A 14,909-nucleotide genomic window follows, 5' to 3' on the forward strand; every position below is an offset into this window, starting at 1 on the left:
AACGCGAATGGCCCGCCGAAAGCGGCACGAACCTACGTCCCGCGCGGCTTGGCGCGGCTGGTGGCGGCGGCAAGCAGCGGGTTTTCCGGCCAGACATGCTTGGGATAGCGACCGCGCATGTCGGCGCGCACGTCCGCCCAGGAGCCGCGCCAGAAGCCGGGCAGATCGCGTGTCGTCTGGATCGGGCGGTGCGCCGGCGACAACAGCTCGAGCGTCAGCGGCACCGTGCCGCCGGCGATCGCCGGATGCTTGTCGAGGCCGAACAACTCCTGCACGCGGATCTCCAGAACCGGCCATTCGCCGTCATATCGGATCGGCACATGGCTGCCCGAAGGCGCGCCGAAATGGGTCGGCGCCAACGCATCGACCTTGCGCTGCAGCTCGTGCGGGACCAGCGACATCAAGCCGGCCGCGAGCGTGGCCGGCTCGATCGCCGCGAAAGAGGCCTCGCCGGCAAGGAACGGCAGCAGCCAGTCGTCGAGCCGATCGATAAGCACCTGGTCCGAGACGTCCGGCCAGGGCGCGCCGAGGCCGCGATGGAGCCAGCCGAGCCGCTGGCGCAGCGTCTCCGCCTCCTTGCCCCAGTCGAGCAGCGCCAGGCCATGCTCGCGCAAGGCATCGAGGATGGCGCGGTCGGCATCGGCGCCCGACGGCGCCGGCAGCATGCGCTCGGAAAGCGTGATGGCGCCGAGGCGTGCAGTCTCGCGCACACGCACGGCGCGTCGCTCGCGGTCGAAGTTGGCTTCCCGTTTCGTCTCGATGCGGTTGGCGAGCGCCCCGCGGATATCGGCCTCGTCGACGGGCGCGGCGGCGGTGATGCGGGCGTTCTGCGCCTTGCCCTGAAGGTCGGCGACGACCAGCCAGGTCTCGCCAGCGAGCGGATCGGCGGCGTCGACCATCGCGCCGGAACCGTTGGCGAGCACGAAGCGGCCGCGTTCGCCGCGCGCCCTCGCGACGCGGTCCGGCCAGGCATGGATCAGCAACGCACCGGCCGCGGCCGGCGTGTCGGCCTTTCGGCCGCCAGCCTGCCTGGCCAGGCGCTCGGCAAGCTGCCGGGCGGCATTGGCGCGCGACGATTTTTCGGTGCGAAAGCGCATCAATCGGCGTTCGAGGTCGGCGCTGTCGCCGCCAAGCCCGCGCTCGGTGAGCAGCACGGCAAGCGTCGCCGCTTCCAGCGCCTGGCCCGTCTTTGCCGCTTCCGCCACCATATGCGCGAGCCGCACCGGCAGCGCCAGCTTGCGCATCGCCGCGCCCGCCTCCGTCAAGCGACCGGCAGTGTCGATGGCGTGCAGCGCCTCGAGCAGCACCCGCGCCTCGTTGAGCGCGGGCACCGGCGGCGGATCGAGGAATGAGAGGCTCGTCGGATCCGCTACGCCGAAAGCGGCGCAGTCGAGCAGCAGGCCGGAAAGGTCGGCCTCGAGGATTTCCGGCGGCGTGAAGACCGGGAGTGCTGCCGTCTGCTCGGCGCGCCACAGCCGGATGGCGACGCCTGGCTGCGTTCGCCCGGCGCGGCCGGCGCGCTGGTCGGCGGAAGCTCTGCTGACGCGCACGGTCTCCAGTCTCGTCAGGCCGCTCGCCGGCTCATAGCGCGGCAGGCGCGACAGGCCGGAATCGATGACGACGCGCACGCCGTCGATGGTGATGGAGGTCTCGGCGATCGACGTCGCCAGCACCACCTTGCGGCGGCCGGGCGGGGCCGGCTTGATTGCCGCGTCCTGCATCCTGTTGTCCAATTGGCCGTAGAGCGGGACGATATCGGTGTCAGCCGCGACGTTGCCTTCGAGCCGCTCGGCCGTGCGCTCGATCTCGCGCTTTCCCGGCAGAAAAGCGAGCACGCTGCCCTGCTCCGTGCCAAGAGCGAAACGGACCGCCTTGGCCATGGCGTCCTCGACGGCCATGCCGGCCGGCCGCTCGTCATAGCGGATGTCGACCGGGAAGGCTCGGCCCTCGCTCTCGATCACCGGCGCTCCGGAAAGAAGCCTCGCGACGCGCGCGCCGTCGAGCGTCGCCGACATGACCAGCAGGCGCAGATCCGGCCGCAACGCCCCCTGCACGTCGAGCGCCAGCGCCAGCCCAAAATCGCCGTCGAGAGAGCGCTCGTGGAATTCGTCGAAGATCACCGCCGAAACGCCGGGCAGTTCCGGATCGTCGAGGATCATGCGGGACAGCACGCCTTCGGTGACGACGAGGATTTTTGTCCGCGCCGAGGTGCGGTTCTCCATGCGCATCGCATAGCCGACCGTGCCGCCGGGCTCCTCGCCGAGCAGCTCGGCCATGCGGCGCGCGGCGGCGCGGGCGGCGAGCCGGCGCGGCTCGAGCAGCACGATCCGGCCCGCGCCGAGCCAGGGCGCGTCGAGCAGCGCCAGCGGCACCAGCGTCGTCTTGCCGGCGCCGGGCGGCGCCACAAGCACGGCGCTGTTGCGCCCGGCAAGTGTTTGCCCGAGCGCCGGCAGCACGGCTGTGACCGGAAGTTCCGGCAAGGGTTTCATCCTCATCGCGCCCGCATATCAGCCGTCGCAGTCGCCGCGCAACGTGTGAGACAGGCGACCGGTCAAAGCCTTGTTCGCGAAAACGGGTTCCAGCGCACGGTGCCGAGCCGCACTTCCTCCCGCACCATCGTCAGCAGGCCGGAGCCGCCGACCACCGCCAGACCAACCAATGACAGCCAGTCTGGGTATTCCTTGAAGAACAGCGCGCCGAGGACGACCGCCCAGACGATCTGCGAATAATGCGTCGGCGCGATCCGGTTGGCGGGAGCGTATTTGACGGCGAGCAGCTGCAGCAATTGTCCGCCTGCGGTGAAGACGCCGGCCAGGATCAGCCAGACCAGTTGGCCCAGATTGGGAAGCGAGAACGACGTCGCGGCCGTGCCGACCCCGTTGAACAGCAGGCCATAGCCGACCAGCGCGCCGAGGATCGTGGTACGCCTTTCCTGCTGGGCAAGCGAACGCATCAGGATGACGCTGGTGGCGGCGAGGAAGGCATTCGCGAAGGCGGCGAGATGGCCGAGATGGAGTTCGCGAAAGCCCGGCCGCACCACCAGCATGACGCCGGCGAAACCGGCGGCGACGGCAAGCCACCGCCAGGGGCCGACGCGCTCTTTCAGGATGACGGTCGAGAGGATGGTGACCAGCAATGGCGCCAGGAAGATCAGCGCATAGACTTCGGCCAGCGGGATGGTGGTGAAGGCATAGACGCTGAGCACACCCGAGGCGATGCCGGCCCAGGCGCGAGCCTGCACGGCCCATGGGCGTTTGGTGCGCCAGAAGTCGCGCCATCGCTCATCGGCCGGACGGGTGAAGAACAGGAAACAGCCGGCAAACAAGGTTACGAAGAAGCCTATCTCGAAGACCGTCAACTGCCCGCCCAGGCTCTTGATGACGGCATCGCTGTACGAATAGCTTGCATAGGCGATCAGGGCGAGCAGGATTCCGTTCGGCACGTTTCGATTTCCGGGAGAGAAGCAAGTGAAGGTACTGGCACTGGGGGCCCATCCCGACGATATCGAGATATTCATGTTCGGTACGCTGGCCGCCTATGCGGCGCTAGGCGCAGAGTTCACTTTTGCGATAGCCACGGACGGCGCCAAGGGCGGCAAGGGCGATCCGGTGACGCTCGTTCGCGCGCGCCGCGAAGAGGCGACCATGGCGGCCGGCCTGCTCGGCGTCACGCCGCGGTTCCTCAACTTCCCCGATGGCGCACTGGTTGCCGATGCCGCGCTCATTGCGGCGCTGAAGGCGCTGATCGCCGAGGTGAAGCCCGACCTTGCCATCACCCATGCACCCAACGACTATCATGGCGACCATCGCGCGCTGTCCGACGGCGTGCGCATCGCGGCGTCCTTCGCGGTGCCGGTATTGCATGCCGACACGCTCGGCGGCACCGGCTTCTCGCCGACGCATTACGTCGACATCTCCGCCCATTGGGACATCAAGGCGCAAGCGATCCGCGCGCATCGCTCGCAGGATCCCGAGCGTTTCGTCGCCGGCGCACGCACGCAGAACGAATTCCGCGCCGGCCAGTGCAACGGCGCGCCGGGCGCGCTGGCCGAGGCCTTCCGCTTCGAGCCGGTCTTCCCCTTTGCCGACATCCGCGAACTGTTGCCGCCGGCGCCGCCGATCCGGCCGGTGACGGTCAGCACGAAGAGCGCCAACTAGCCGGCTGACGAACGACCGGCCGGAGCGACCGGCGGTTATTTCCCAACGATTTCAAGCATCGCTTTCGCCATGCTGCGACGCAGCAACGAATTCACTTGCGTTGTTTAGTAAAAAGAGCATCACTAAACAAATTACTAAACATCGGCGACGCATCGCGCGTCATGTTTGGGCCCTCGGAGGAGCGAGGGTCGAGGGCTTTTGAAACCGTCATCCGGACGCGTTTCGCAAATGGGAGGTAAGGCATGAAATCGACCTGGAAACTGGCGTTGGGACTGGCCTCGGCGATCACCGCGTCGACCGCCATCTCGAACGTCGCGCATGCGGAAGACCTGACGCTTTGCTGGGCGGCCTGGGATCCGGCCAACGCGCTCGTGGAACTGTCCAAGGACTTCACCAAGGAAACCGGCATCGGCATGAAATTCGAATTCGTGCCGTGGACCAACTATGCCGACCGCTTCCTCAACGAGCTCAACTCGCACGGCAAGCTCTGCGACCTGATCATCGGCGACAGCCAGTGGATCGGCGGCGCGGCCGAGAACGGCCACTACGTCAAGCTGAACGACTTCTTCGACAAGGAGAAGATCAGCATGGACGATTTCGTGCCGGCGACGGTGGTCGGCTATTCGGAATGGCCGAAGAACACGCCGAACTACTGGGCGCTGCCGGCCATGGGCGACGTCGTCGGCTGGACCTATCGCAAGGACTGGTTCTCGCGGCCCGAGCTGCAGAAGGAGTTCAAGGAGAAATATGGCTGGGACCTCGCCCCGCCGACCACCTTCGACCAGCTGAAGCAGATCGCCGAATTCTTCCAGAAGCGGCAGATCGACGGCAAGACGGTCTACGGCGCCTCGATCTATACCGAGCGCGGCTCGGAAGGCATCACCATGGGCGCCATGGACGTGCTCTACAGCTTCGGTTTCCAGTACGAGAACCCAAAGAAGCCCTACGAGATGGAAGGTTTCGTCAACTCCGAGAAATCGGTGAAGGGACTGGAATTCTACAAGGCGCTCTATGACTGCTGCACGCCTCCTGGTTCCTCCAATGCCTACATGGGCGAAGGCGTCGACGCCTTCAAATCCGGACAGGTGGCGATGCATATGAACTTCGCCTTCACCTGGCCGGGCCTGCAGAAGGACGAGAATGTCGGCGGCGACAAGATCGGTTACTTCGTCAACCCGAAAGGTCCCGACGGCGACCAGTTCGCCCAGCTCGGCGGTCAAGGCATCTCGGTGGTTTCCTATTCCGACAAGCAGGAATCGGCGCTGAAATACATCAAGTGGTTCGCCAACAAGGACGTGCAGGCGAAATGGTGGTCGCTCGGCGGCTATTCCTGCCTGAACGCCGTCGTCAAGGACCCGAAGTTCCCGTCCAGCCAGCCCTATGCGCAGGCCTTCCTCGACTCGATGGCCATCGTGAAGGACTTCTGGGCCGAACCGAGCTACGCGCCGCTCTTACAGGCCTCGCAGAAGCGCTTCCACGACTATGTCGTCGCCGGCCAGGGCTCGGCCAAGGACGCGCTCGACGGCCTGGTCAAGGACTGGACGCAGATCTTCCAGGACGACGGCAAGATGTAAGGCTCCTCCCGAGCTTGATCGAGGCGTCCCGTGCCGCCCTTGGCACGGGACGCAGTTCAGATAAATTCCATCGCCGAGACTGACCCGTGACCGAAGCAGGACTAACCATGCTCAATCGGACTGCGGACAACGTTGCCCGGGCGACACCGGAGCCGTTGGCCAGGAGGATCCGGGGCATCAGCGACAAGGGCCTCGCCTGGCTGTTCATCTCGCCGACGATCCTGTTGCTTTTGGCCATCAACATCTTCCCGCTGTTCTGGGCGATCTATCTGTCTTTCACCAACTACCGCGCCAACCGGCCGAACGAGGTGGTGAAGAATCTGGGGCTTGCCAATTACCGGCGCATCTTGGGCGATCAGGACATCTGGATCGCCATGCAGACGACGGCGCATTTCGTGTTCTGGACGATCCTCCTGCAGACGGTGATCGGCTTCACGCTGGCCTGGCTGATCGACCGCAAGTTTCGCGGCCATGCCTTCTGGACGACGATCATCCTGGTGCCGATGATGCTGTCGCCGGCGGTGGTCGGCAATTTCTGGCGCTTCCTCTACGAGCCGCAGATCGGGCTGTTCGCCTATGCCGTCTCCTTCGTCACAGGCATTCCGCCGACGAATGTGCAGATGCTGTCCAATGTCGAGCTCGCGCCGTGGGCGATCATTATCGTCGACACCTGGATGTGGACGCCTTACGTGATGCTGATCTGCCTCGCCGGCCTGCGCTCCATCCCCGAATACATCTATGAGGCGGCCGAAGTCGACCGCGCCTCCAACTGGCGGCAGTTCTGGTCGATCACGCTGCCGATGGCGCTGCCCTTCATCATGCTGGCGGTGCTGTTCCGCGGCATCGAGAACTTCAAGATGTTCGACATGGTCAATCTCTTGACCGGCGGCGGGCCGGGCTCGACCACCGAGGTCGCCTCGATCACGCTGAAGCGGCAGGCCTTCGAGAGCTGGCGCACCGGCTATTCCTCGGCCTTCGCCATCGTCCTGTTCGTCGCGGTGTTCGGGCTGGCCAACATCTACGTCAAGGCGCTCAACAAGGTGAAGCAGAGATGAGCCTGACCACCGCCCATTCCGTCGTCGCGCCTTCGGCGAATTCGAAGCGGATCGCCGGCGCGATCGTCGTCGGCTACGCGCTGGTCTCGATCGTGCCGCTGCTTTGGATCTTCGCCACCAGCTTCAAGACGCCGCCGGATTCGATCGCCTATCCGCCGAAAATCGTCTTCCAGCCCAGCATCGAGGGCTATTGCAACCTGTTTACCACCCGCACAAGGCAGACGCCGGAATATATCAACTCGCTCGGACCGGCGACCGGCTTCTGCGACGAGACGGTACGCAAGCGCAACATGGTGATCGCCGGGCCGTCGAACTTCCTGCCGCGCTTCATCAATTCGCTGATCATCGCCTTCGGCTCGACCTTCTGCGCGGTGTTCCTCGGCACGCTCTCGGCCTATGGCTTCTCGCGCTTCAAGGTGCCTCTCGCCGACGACCTTCTGTTCTTCATCCTGTCGACGCGCATGATGCCGCCGATCGCGGTGGCGATCCCGATCTATCTGATGTACCGCGAGCTCGGCCTCTCCGACACCGCGCTCGGCATGATCCTGCTCTACACCGCCGTCAACGTCTCGCTCGCGGTCTGGCTGCTCAAGGGCTTCATCGACGAGATCCCGCGCGAGTATGAAGAAGCGGCGATGATCGACGGCTATACGAGGCTGCAGGCCTTCTGGCGCACCGTGCTGCCGCAGGCCACGACCGGTATCGCCGCCACCGCCATCTTCTGCCTTATCTTCGCCTGGAACGAATATGCGTTCGCCGCACTTCTGACCTCCGGCACGGCGCAGACCGCGCCGCCCTTCATCCCGACCATCATCGGCGAAGGCGGCCAGGACTGGCCGGCGGTGGCCGCGGGCACGACGATCTTCCTGGTGCCGATCCTCGTCTTCACCATCCTGCTCCGCAAGCAATTGCTGCGCGGCATCACCTTCGGCGCGGTGCGCAAATGATTGATGTGGGAATAACTCGACCCCCACTCCGTCGAGCTTCGCTCGACACCTCTCCGCCGATCGACGGGGGAGAGGAAGGGCTCGAACTTCATTCAGCCAGGCTCCTTTCCTCTCCCTTCGGAGGGGGGAGAGGTGGCACTGCGAAGCAGCGACGAAGTGGGGGAACCACCTGGCAACCATCTTTCCCCCTAAACGGGGAGAAGGACGGGAGGAACGCATGAGCCGCACTGTTGTCTCAAAGCGTTCATCTTGGCCTCGCTGGGCTAGGCGCGGCCTGATGGAGAACATCGCCACGGCGATCATCGCCATCGGTTTCCTGATGCTGTTCCAGTCCTTCGCGCTGGCGCTCTACAGCTATTCCTTCGTCACCATGCTCGCCGGCACGGCAATGTTCATCATCGTCTCGAAATTCCCGGAATAGCCATGGCCGAGATCCGCGTTCAGAACCTAAGGAAGGCCTTCGGCGAGTTCGTCGCCGTGCAGGATTCCAATTTCGTCGTCGAGGACGGCGAGTTCTTCGTCATGCTTGGACCATCGGGTTGCGGCAAGACGACGACGCTGAGGATGATCGCCGGGCTGGAACTACCATCCGGCGGCAAGATCCTGCTCGGCGGTGAAGACGTCACCATGCGCCGGGCGCGCGAGCGCGACATCGCCTTCGTTTTCCAGCTCTTCGCGCTCTATCCGCACATGAATGTGCGCAAGAACATCGGCTTTCCGCTTTTGGCGCAGGGCATGGCCTCGGCCGAAATCCGGCAGCGGGTGGAGGAAACGGCGAAGCTGCTCCGCATCGATCACCTGCTCGACAAGTCCGTCTCCGGCCTGGCCGGCGGCGACCGCCAGCGCGTCGCGCTCGGGCGCGCAATCGTGCGGCGACCGAAATGTTTCCTCATGGACGAGCCGCTCGGGACCCTCGACACCGAATTCCGCGATCTGATGGTGCATGAGCTGCGCGAGCTGCACAACCGCATCCACGCCACCACCGTCTATGTCACGCATGACCAGATGGAAGCGATGTCGATGGCCGATAAGATCGCAGTGATGAACCACGGCGTCATCGAGCAGTTCGGCAGCCCGCGCGAGATCTACGACCGGCCGGCGACGATGTTCGTCGCCGACTTCATCGGCTCGCCGCCGATGAACTTTTTGCGCTTCGGCGGCGGGCTTGCCAAAGGCGCGAAGGAGATCGTCGTGCAAGGCGCCAAGGTGGCCGTGCCGGAAGTGCGCGAGGATATCGCGCCCGCCGACATGGCGCTTGGCATCCGGCCCGAGCACATCCGCTTCGACGACGCCTCGAAGCTGCGCGGCGCGATCTACGGCACCGAATATCTCGGCACCACGCAGATCGTAGCGGTGGAGACGGCGGACGGCATCATCAAGGCGCGGGTGCCGGCCGGCATTCATCTGAATCCGGGCGAACGGGTTGGGCTGACGCTGAGCAGCGCCAGGCTTTCGCTGTTCGATAAAGGCACTGGACGCGCGGTCAGGACCGCCATGCATGATCAGGCAGCGGAGGCGCGCCATGGCTGACGTTCATGTTCATGGGGTGACCAAGAGCTTTGGCGAGACCGTCGCCGTCAGCGATCTCGACCTGCAGATCAAGGACGGCGAATTCGTCGTATTGCTTGGCCCGACCGGCGCCGGCAAGACGACGACGCTCAGGCTGATCGCCGGGCTGGAGCGGCCGGACAGCGGCACGATCCGCATCGGCGGGCACGACGCGACGACACTGTCGCCGGCCGAGCGCGACACCGCCTTCGTCTTCCAGCAATATTCGCTCTACCCGCATCTGTCGGTCTACGACAACCTCGCCTTCCCGCTGCGCTCGCCGGCACGGCGTTTTCCCGAGGAAGCGATCCGCCGCCGTGTCGAGGAAGTGGCGCGGATGGTGCGCATCGACCATAAGCTCGAAAATCGCTCGACCAGATTGTCGGGCGGCGAGATGCAGCGCGTCGCCATCGGCCGCGCGCTGGTGCGGAAGCCCGCGATCTACCTGATGGACGAGCCGCTGTCGTCGCTCGACGCCAAGTTGCGCGCCGATCTCAGGCTCGAGCTGAAACGCATCCAGTCGGAGCTCGGCGCCACCATGCTCTATGTCACGCATGACCAGATCGAGGCGATGACCATGGCCGACCGTATCGGCATCCTCTCGGAAGGTGTTCTCGTGCAGATCGGCACGCCGCGCGCGATCTATTCGGAGCCGGCAAACCTTCATGTCGCGGCCCGGCTCGGCCAGCCGGCGATCAACCTGTTGCCGGCCGGGCTGCTGCCCGACGGCGGCGCGCCGACCGGCACGACGACGATCGGCGCGCGCACCGAGCATCTGGCGATCGAGAAGGCGGCCAACGGCCATGCCGATGGCGTCGTCGACTGGGTCGAGCATCTCGGCGACCAGAACCATCTGCATGTGACGGTCGGGGCGAAGAAGCTGGTGACGCTGACCGACCCCGACACGCCGCTCGAAAAGGGAGACAGAGTGACGATCCGCTACCGCTCGCCGCTTTATTTCGGCTCGAACGGGCAAAGGCTGATGTAGCCGGCCCGCGCACGCATTGCACTGATTGACGATACGCAGATACGGATTGGACGAAATCCATGAAGCACTTTTTCAACCGCAAAGAGACGATCGTCACCGAGGCGCTGGACGGTTTTCTTGCGACCGCGGGCTCTGGCACGCTGGCGCGCCTCGACGGCTATCCCGAAATCAAGGTCGTGCTGCGCGCCGACTGGGACAAAACGAAGGTCAGCATCGTTTCCGGCGGTGGCGCCGGGCATGAACCCTCGCATGCCGGCTTCGTCGGCGCCGGCATGCTGACGGCGGCCGTCTCCGGGGAGATCTTTGCTTCGCCGAGCGTCGAGGCGGTGCTGGCGGCGATCCGCGCGACGACCGGGCCGGCCGGCTGCCTTTTGATCGTCAAGAACTACACCGGCGACCGGCTCAATTTCGGTCTCGCCGCCGAAAAGGCGCGCGCGGAGGGTTTTGCGGTCGAAATGGCGATCGTCGCCGACGACATCGCGCTGCCCGACATCGCCCAGCCCCGCGGCGTCGCCGGCACGCTGTTCGTTCATAAGATCGCTGGGCATCTGTCGGAAAGCGGCCATGACCTGGCTACGATCACAGCCGCAGCGCGCGCGGCGGCGAAAGACATCGTTTCGCTGGGCATCTCGCTCTCCTCCTGCTCGATCCCTGGCCAGGCGCATGAGGACCGCTTCGGCGCGGATGATGGCGAGCTCGGCCTCGGCATCCATGGCGAGCCGGGTGTCGAGCGCATCGCCTTGCAGAGCGCCGGCAGGCTGGTCGCCATCATGGCCGAGCGCCTCGCCGCACGGCTCGACGTCGGCAGCCATTATGCGCTGCTGATCAACAATCTGGGGTCGGTGCCGCCGCTGGAAATGTCCCTCATCGCCAATGCCGTGCTGTCCTCGCCGCTGGCAAAGGCGGTGACGCTGACCGTCGGCCCTGGGCACCTGATGACCGCGCTCAACATGAACGGGTTTTCGCTGTCGCTGATCAAGCTCGACGCGGAACGCGAAGCCGCGCTGCTGGCGCCGGTCGGCCCAAACGCGTGGCTGCCGGCGAAACCTGTTCGCCGGCCGGTCGTTGTAGCAGCGGCCAAGCCCGCCATTCGTGGCGCCGCCAAAGCGGCCAGCCGCGACGCCGGCGCGGAGCGGCTGATCACCGCGGTCTGCGAAAAGCTGATCTCGCTCGAAGAGGCATTGAACGGCCTCGACGCCAAGGCCGGTGACGGCGACACCGGATCGACGGTGGCGACCGGCGCGCGCGGCGTGCTCGACCGCCTCAACACGCTGCCGCTTGCCGACCGGGCGGCAACGCTTGCCGCAATCGGCGACACGCTGGGCACCTCGATGGGCGGTTCCAGCGGCGTGCTTCTGTCGATCTTCTTCACCGCCGCGGCGCAGGCGTTCGATGGCGGCGTGTCGCTCAGCAAGGCGCTGCTCGCCGGCCTCGACCGGATGACCTTCTACGGCGGCGCCAAGGTCGGCGACCGCACCATGGTCGACGCGCTGGAGCCGGCGCTGAAAGCGCTCGACGCGAGCGGGTTGGAAGCTGCGGCCCAGGCCGCCCGGCACGGCGCGGAGACGACTACGGCCATGCAGAAGGCGAAGGCCGGCCGCTCCGCCTATATCGGCCGGCAGCTTGACACAGCGGATCCGGGCGCCTTTGCGGTGGCCGAGGTGTTCGCGGCCGTGGCGGCCATGTTCGCCCCGGCATGAAGGACAGAGAATGCCCGCATCCGAATTCTCTCGATTGATCGCGGCGGCGGCGGATACGATCGCGGCGCATGCCGACGAGTTGACCGCGCTCGACCAGGCGATCGGCGACGGCGACCATGGGCTGAACATGAAGCGCGGCTTCGAAGCCGTGCGCGCCGAGGCCGAAGCAATCACGGCGAAACCGCTGCCGGACGCGCTGAAGGCGGTCGGCACCAAGCTGGTGATGACGGTCGGCGGCGCCTCCGGGCCCCTGTTCGGCACGCTGTTCATGGCGCTCGGCAAGGAGTTGCCGCCGACGCCAGACCGCGCCGCGCTGACGGCGGCGCTCGGCAAGGCGATCGAGGCGGTTTCGGCGCGCGGCAAATCGCAGCCCGGGCAAAAAACCATGCTCGACGTGCTGCAACCGGTGTATGAGGCGCTGCGGCAGGGCAAGACGGCCAGCGAAATCGCCGAAGCCGCCGACCGGGCGGCCGAGGCCACCGTGCCGATGAAGGCCCTGCGCGGGCGCGCCTCCTTCCTGGGAGAGCGCTCGATCGGGCATATGGATGCCGGCGCGCGATCGACCGCGCTGCTGGTGCGCGCAGTCGCTGAAGCGATCGAGGATAATTGATGAGCAATGTCGGCATCGTCATCGTATCGCATTCGCCGCTGGTCGCCGAGGGCACGGCCGACATGGTGCGCCAGATGGTGGGCGACGAAGTGCCGCTTGCATGGTGCGGCGGAAACGGCCATGGCGGGCTCGGCACCAGCGTCGAGGCGATCATGGGCGCGATCGACAAGGCCTGGTCGGAAGCCGGCGTCGCCATCCTGGTCGATCTCGGCGGGGCCGAGACCAACAGCGAGATGGCGGTCGAGATGATCGGCGAGCCACGCTCGCACAAGATAGTCGTCTGCAACGCGCCGATCGTCGAGGGCGCGGTGATGGCGGCGACGGAATCCTCCGGCGGCGCCTCGCTCAAGGAAGTGGTGGCGACGGCGCATGAATTGTCGCCGTCGTGAGTGAACGGGAACCGACTGAATGTCCGCATTCGCCGAAGCCACGGTTCTGATCACCCACGAGGTGGGGCTGCACGCGCGTCCTTCGGTGAAGTTCACCAAGCTCGCAAAGTCGTTCGCCGCCGAGGTGGAAGTAGCGGTGGCCGCCAACGGCCCATGGTTCGACGCCAAGAGCATCGTCAAGGTGATGGCGGCCAAGGCGCCGAAGGGAACCGTGCTGCACATACGGGCCAGAGGTGACGGCGCCCAGGAAGCGGTCGGCGCGCTGGTCGAGCTGGTGCAGCGCGATTTCGACGAGGATGCGGATCATGCCCGCTCCGCTTGACGCAAGCCAACCCAGTTCCCCGGCCGCAAGGAACGAGGGTCATGCGGCTTGAGGGCATTCCAGCCTCTGCCGGCTATGCCGAAGGGCCGCTGTTCGACCTCGACCGGCCGCCCGCCGGCTACAAATCCAAGGCGAGTGCCGCGGAAGAGAAGGCAGCGCTGAAGGAGGCGATCGGCAAGGCGGTGAGCCGGCTGACCTCGCTAGTCGAAACCGCCGATGGCGATGCCGCCGGCATTCTCGAATTCCACATCGCAATGCTGGAGGACGACGCGCTGAGCGGTCCGGCTTTCGCGGCGATCGGCTCCGGAGAACCGGCCGATCTTGCCTGGCGGCAGGCGCTGGACGCCGAGATCGCCGGCTACGAGGCGTCCGACCAGGACTATTTCCGCGCACGTGCCGCCGATTTGCGCGACATCCGCGACCAGGTGCTGCGGGCGCTGAGCGAGGATTGGGAAGCCGCCGCACCGCGAGGGGCGATTCTTTTTGGCGCCGATATCGCGCCGACGCGCTTCCTGGAAACGGATTGGAGTCGCGGTGGCGGCATTGCGCTGAAGGCCGGCAGCTCGGCCAGCCATGTCGCCATGCTGGCGCGTTCGCGCGGCGTGCCGATGGTGGTAGGGCTTGGCGCCTTGGCGGATAAACCTGCAGGGGTCGCGCTGCTCGACGCCGAGCATGGCGACATCGTGCTTTCGCCGTCGCCGGCGGAGATCGAAGCCTTTCGGCAGTCGGCGTCCTCCTTCGCCGCGCGCCAGGGCAAGGCGCAGAGTTTTCTCGCGCAGCCGGCGGCGACCAAAGCCGGCACGCCCGTGCGGGTGCAGGTGAACATCGCCTATCCTTCCGATGTCGACGGCATCGGTATCGAGACATGCGACGGTGTCGGCCTGATGCGGACGGAATTCCTGTTCGGCAAGTCGCTGCCGGACGAGGAGACGCAATACCATGCCTACCGCAAGGTGTTGGAATGGGCGGGCGAAAAACCGGTGACCATCCGCACGGTCGACGCCGGCGGCGACAAGCCGATCCCAGGCTTCACCGTCGAGGAGACCAACCCGTTTCTGGGTTTGCGCGGCATCAGGCTGTCGCTGGCGCGGCGCGACATCTTCCGGGTGCAAATCCGGGCATTGCTGCGCGCCGCCATACACGGCAATCTGAAGGTCATGTTCCCGATGATCGCCACCGCCGAAGAATATGCCCAAGCCGCGGCGCTGTTCGCTGAAGAGCAGGCGGCGCTTGCCGCGCGCAATGTTGCGCATAAGATGCCGCCGCTCGGCATCATGGTCGAGGTGCCGTCGGTCGCGATAGCGCCGGAGGCGTTCGCCGATGTCGCCTTCTTCTCGATCGGCTCCAATGATCTCACGCAATATGTGATGGCGGCGGCGCGCGACAATGCCGCCGTCGCGCATCTGAATTCGGTCCGCCATCCGGCGGTGCTGCGGCTGATCGAGTCGGTGGCCAATTTCGGACGGGAGAAAGGCATTCCGGTCAGCCTCTGCGGCGACGCCGGCGGCGATCCCGCCGCCATCCCGACGCTGCTCAAGGCCGGCCTGCGCGATCTTTCGGTGGCCCCGGCGCAACTCGCGATGGCCAAGGCGGCGATCGCGGAGGTTTCGGTGTAAGCG

At 65.9% G+C, this 14,909-nt stretch carries 14 protein-coding genes; 12 read left to right on the forward strand and 2 right to left on the reverse strand.

Going from position 1 to position 14,909, the window contains the following annotated elements; translation table 11 throughout:
* Positions 1–32: 32 nt before the first annotated feature.
* Both hrpB and QAZ22_RS01060 read right to left on the reverse strand, forming a co-directional pair.
* Complete coding sequence (gene hrpB / locus QAZ22_RS01055; protein WP_278205111.1) at positions 33–2,495, reverse strand: ATP-dependent helicase HrpB; 2,463 nt, start codon at positions 2,493–2,495, stop codon at positions 33–35.
* 56 nt (positions 2,496–2,551) lie between these two features.
* A complete protein-coding gene (locus QAZ22_RS01060) occupies positions 2,552–3,442 on the reverse strand; it encodes a DMT family transporter (RefSeq protein ID WP_278205112.1) in 891 nt (296 codons plus the stop codon).
* Positions 3,443–3,467: 25 nt separating this feature from the next.
* On the opposite strand from QAZ22_RS01060, the gene QAZ22_RS01065 reads away from it, so the two are divergent.
* From QAZ22_RS01065 to ptsP, 12 genes are all read left to right on the forward strand, one after another.
* A complete protein-coding gene (locus QAZ22_RS01065; protein WP_278205113.1) occupies positions 3,468–4,157 on the forward strand; it encodes a PIG-L deacetylase family protein in 690 nt (229 codons plus the stop codon).
* Between the two features lie 242 nt (positions 4,158–4,399).
* On the forward strand, positions 4,400–5,731 hold the full coding sequence (locus QAZ22_RS01070; RefSeq protein ID WP_278205114.1) for an ABC transporter substrate-binding protein: 1,332 nt from the start codon (positions 4,400–4,402) through the stop codon (positions 5,729–5,731).
* A gap of 107 nt (positions 5,732–5,838) precedes the next feature.
* Positions 5,839–6,786: a sugar ABC transporter permease gene (locus QAZ22_RS01075; protein ID WP_278205115.1), complete on the forward strand. Its 948-nt coding sequence runs from the start codon at positions 5,839–5,841 to the stop codon at positions 6,784–6,786.
* A complete protein-coding gene (locus QAZ22_RS01080) occupies positions 6,783–7,733 on the forward strand; it encodes a carbohydrate ABC transporter permease (protein WP_278205116.1) in 951 nt (316 codons plus the stop codon). The genes QAZ22_RS01075 and QAZ22_RS01080 overlap by 4 nt, the downstream gene beginning before the upstream one ends.
* Positions 7,734–7,950: 217 nt before the next feature.
* Complete coding sequence (locus QAZ22_RS01085; RefSeq protein ID WP_278075261.1) at positions 7,951–8,154, forward strand: hypothetical protein; 204 nt, start codon at positions 7,951–7,953, stop codon at positions 8,152–8,154.
* A gap of 2 nt (positions 8,155–8,156) precedes the next feature.
* Positions 8,157–9,263 carry an ABC transporter ATP-binding protein gene (locus QAZ22_RS01090; protein ID WP_278205117.1) on the forward strand — a complete coding sequence of 369 codons (1,107 nt, stop codon included), beginning with the start codon at positions 8,157–8,159 and terminating at the stop codon, positions 9,261–9,263.
* Positions 9,256–10,269: an ABC transporter ATP-binding protein gene (locus tag QAZ22_RS01095; RefSeq protein WP_278205118.1), complete on the forward strand. Its 1,014-nt coding sequence runs from the start codon at positions 9,256–9,258 to the stop codon at positions 10,267–10,269. The genes QAZ22_RS01090 and QAZ22_RS01095 overlap by 8 nt, the downstream gene beginning before the upstream one ends.
* A 59-nt stretch (positions 10,270–10,328) precedes the next feature.
* Positions 10,329–11,969 (forward strand): dihydroxyacetone kinase subunit DhaK, encoded by a 1,641-nt coding sequence (locus QAZ22_RS01100; RefSeq protein ID WP_278205119.1) that lies wholly within the window; start codon positions 10,329–10,331, stop codon positions 11,967–11,969.
* Positions 11,970–11,979: 10 nt separating this feature from the next.
* Complete coding sequence (gene dhaL, locus QAZ22_RS01105) at positions 11,980–12,579, forward strand: dihydroxyacetone kinase subunit DhaL (RefSeq protein WP_278205120.1); 600 nt, start codon at positions 11,980–11,982, stop codon at positions 12,577–12,579.
* Entirely contained in the window at positions 12,579–12,968 is a 390-nt protein-coding gene (dhaM, locus tag QAZ22_RS01110; RefSeq protein ID WP_042645089.1) for a dihydroxyacetone kinase phosphoryl donor subunit DhaM, read from the forward strand. Before dhaL ends, dhaM begins: the two co-directional genes overlap by 1 nt.
* Positions 12,969–12,987: 19 nt before the next feature.
* The gene (locus QAZ22_RS01115; RefSeq protein WP_278205123.1) at positions 12,988–13,290 is read left to right on the forward strand and encodes an HPr family phosphocarrier protein; all 303 of its coding nucleotides are present in this window, start codon (positions 12,988–12,990) and stop codon (positions 13,288–13,290) included.
* A gap of 41 nt (positions 13,291–13,331) precedes the next feature.
* Complete coding sequence (ptsP, locus tag QAZ22_RS01120) at positions 13,332–14,906, forward strand: phosphoenolpyruvate--protein phosphotransferase (protein WP_278205124.1); 1,575 nt, start codon at positions 13,332–13,334, stop codon at positions 14,904–14,906.
* Positions 14,907–14,909 lie beyond the last annotated feature (3 nt).

Origin of the sequence: Mesorhizobium sp. WSM4906 (assembly GCF_029674625.1) — a bacterium.
Classification (GTDB): Bacteria; Pseudomonadota; Alphaproteobacteria; order Rhizobiales; family Rhizobiaceae; genus Mesorhizobium.

Excerpts from the sequence above, each read along its gene's own strand:
- hrpB (WP_278205111.1), bottom strand. The coding sequence starts at position 2,495 with ATGAGGATGAAACCCTTGCCGGAACTTCCGGTCACAGCCGTGCTGCCG.
- QAZ22_RS01070 (WP_278205114.1), top strand. The coding sequence starts at position 4,400 with ATGAAATCGACCTGGAAACTGGCGTTGGGACTGGCCTCGGCGATCACC.
- QAZ22_RS01075 (WP_278205115.1), top strand. The coding sequence starts at position 5,839 with ATGCTCAATCGGACTGCGGACAACGTTGCCCGGGCGACACCGGAGCCG.
- QAZ22_RS01080 (WP_278205116.1), top strand. The coding sequence starts at position 6,783 with ATGAGCCTGACCACCGCCCATTCCGTCGTCGCGCCTTCGGCGAATTCG.
- QAZ22_RS01085 (WP_278075261.1), top strand. The coding sequence starts at position 7,951 with ATGAGCCGCACTGTTGTCTCAAAGCGTTCATCTTGGCCTCGCTGGGCT.
- QAZ22_RS01090 (WP_278205117.1), top strand. The coding sequence starts at position 8,157 with ATGGCCGAGATCCGCGTTCAGAACCTAAGGAAGGCCTTCGGCGAGTTC.
- QAZ22_RS01095 (WP_278205118.1), top strand. The coding sequence starts at position 9,256 with ATGGCTGACGTTCATGTTCATGGGGTGACCAAGAGCTTTGGCGAGACC.
- QAZ22_RS01100 (WP_278205119.1), top strand. The coding sequence starts at position 10,329 with ATGAAGCACTTTTTCAACCGCAAAGAGACGATCGTCACCGAGGCGCTG.
- dhaL (WP_278205120.1), top strand. The coding sequence starts at position 11,980 with ATGCCCGCATCCGAATTCTCTCGATTGATCGCGGCGGCGGCGGATACG.
- dhaM (WP_042645089.1), top strand. The coding sequence starts at position 12,579 with ATGAGCAATGTCGGCATCGTCATCGTATCGCATTCGCCGCTGGTCGCC.
- QAZ22_RS01115 (WP_278205123.1), top strand. The coding sequence starts at position 12,988 with ATGTCCGCATTCGCCGAAGCCACGGTTCTGATCACCCACGAGGTGGGG.
- ptsP (WP_278205124.1), top strand. The coding sequence starts at position 13,332 with ATGCGGCTTGAGGGCATTCCAGCCTCTGCCGGCTATGCCGAAGGGCCG.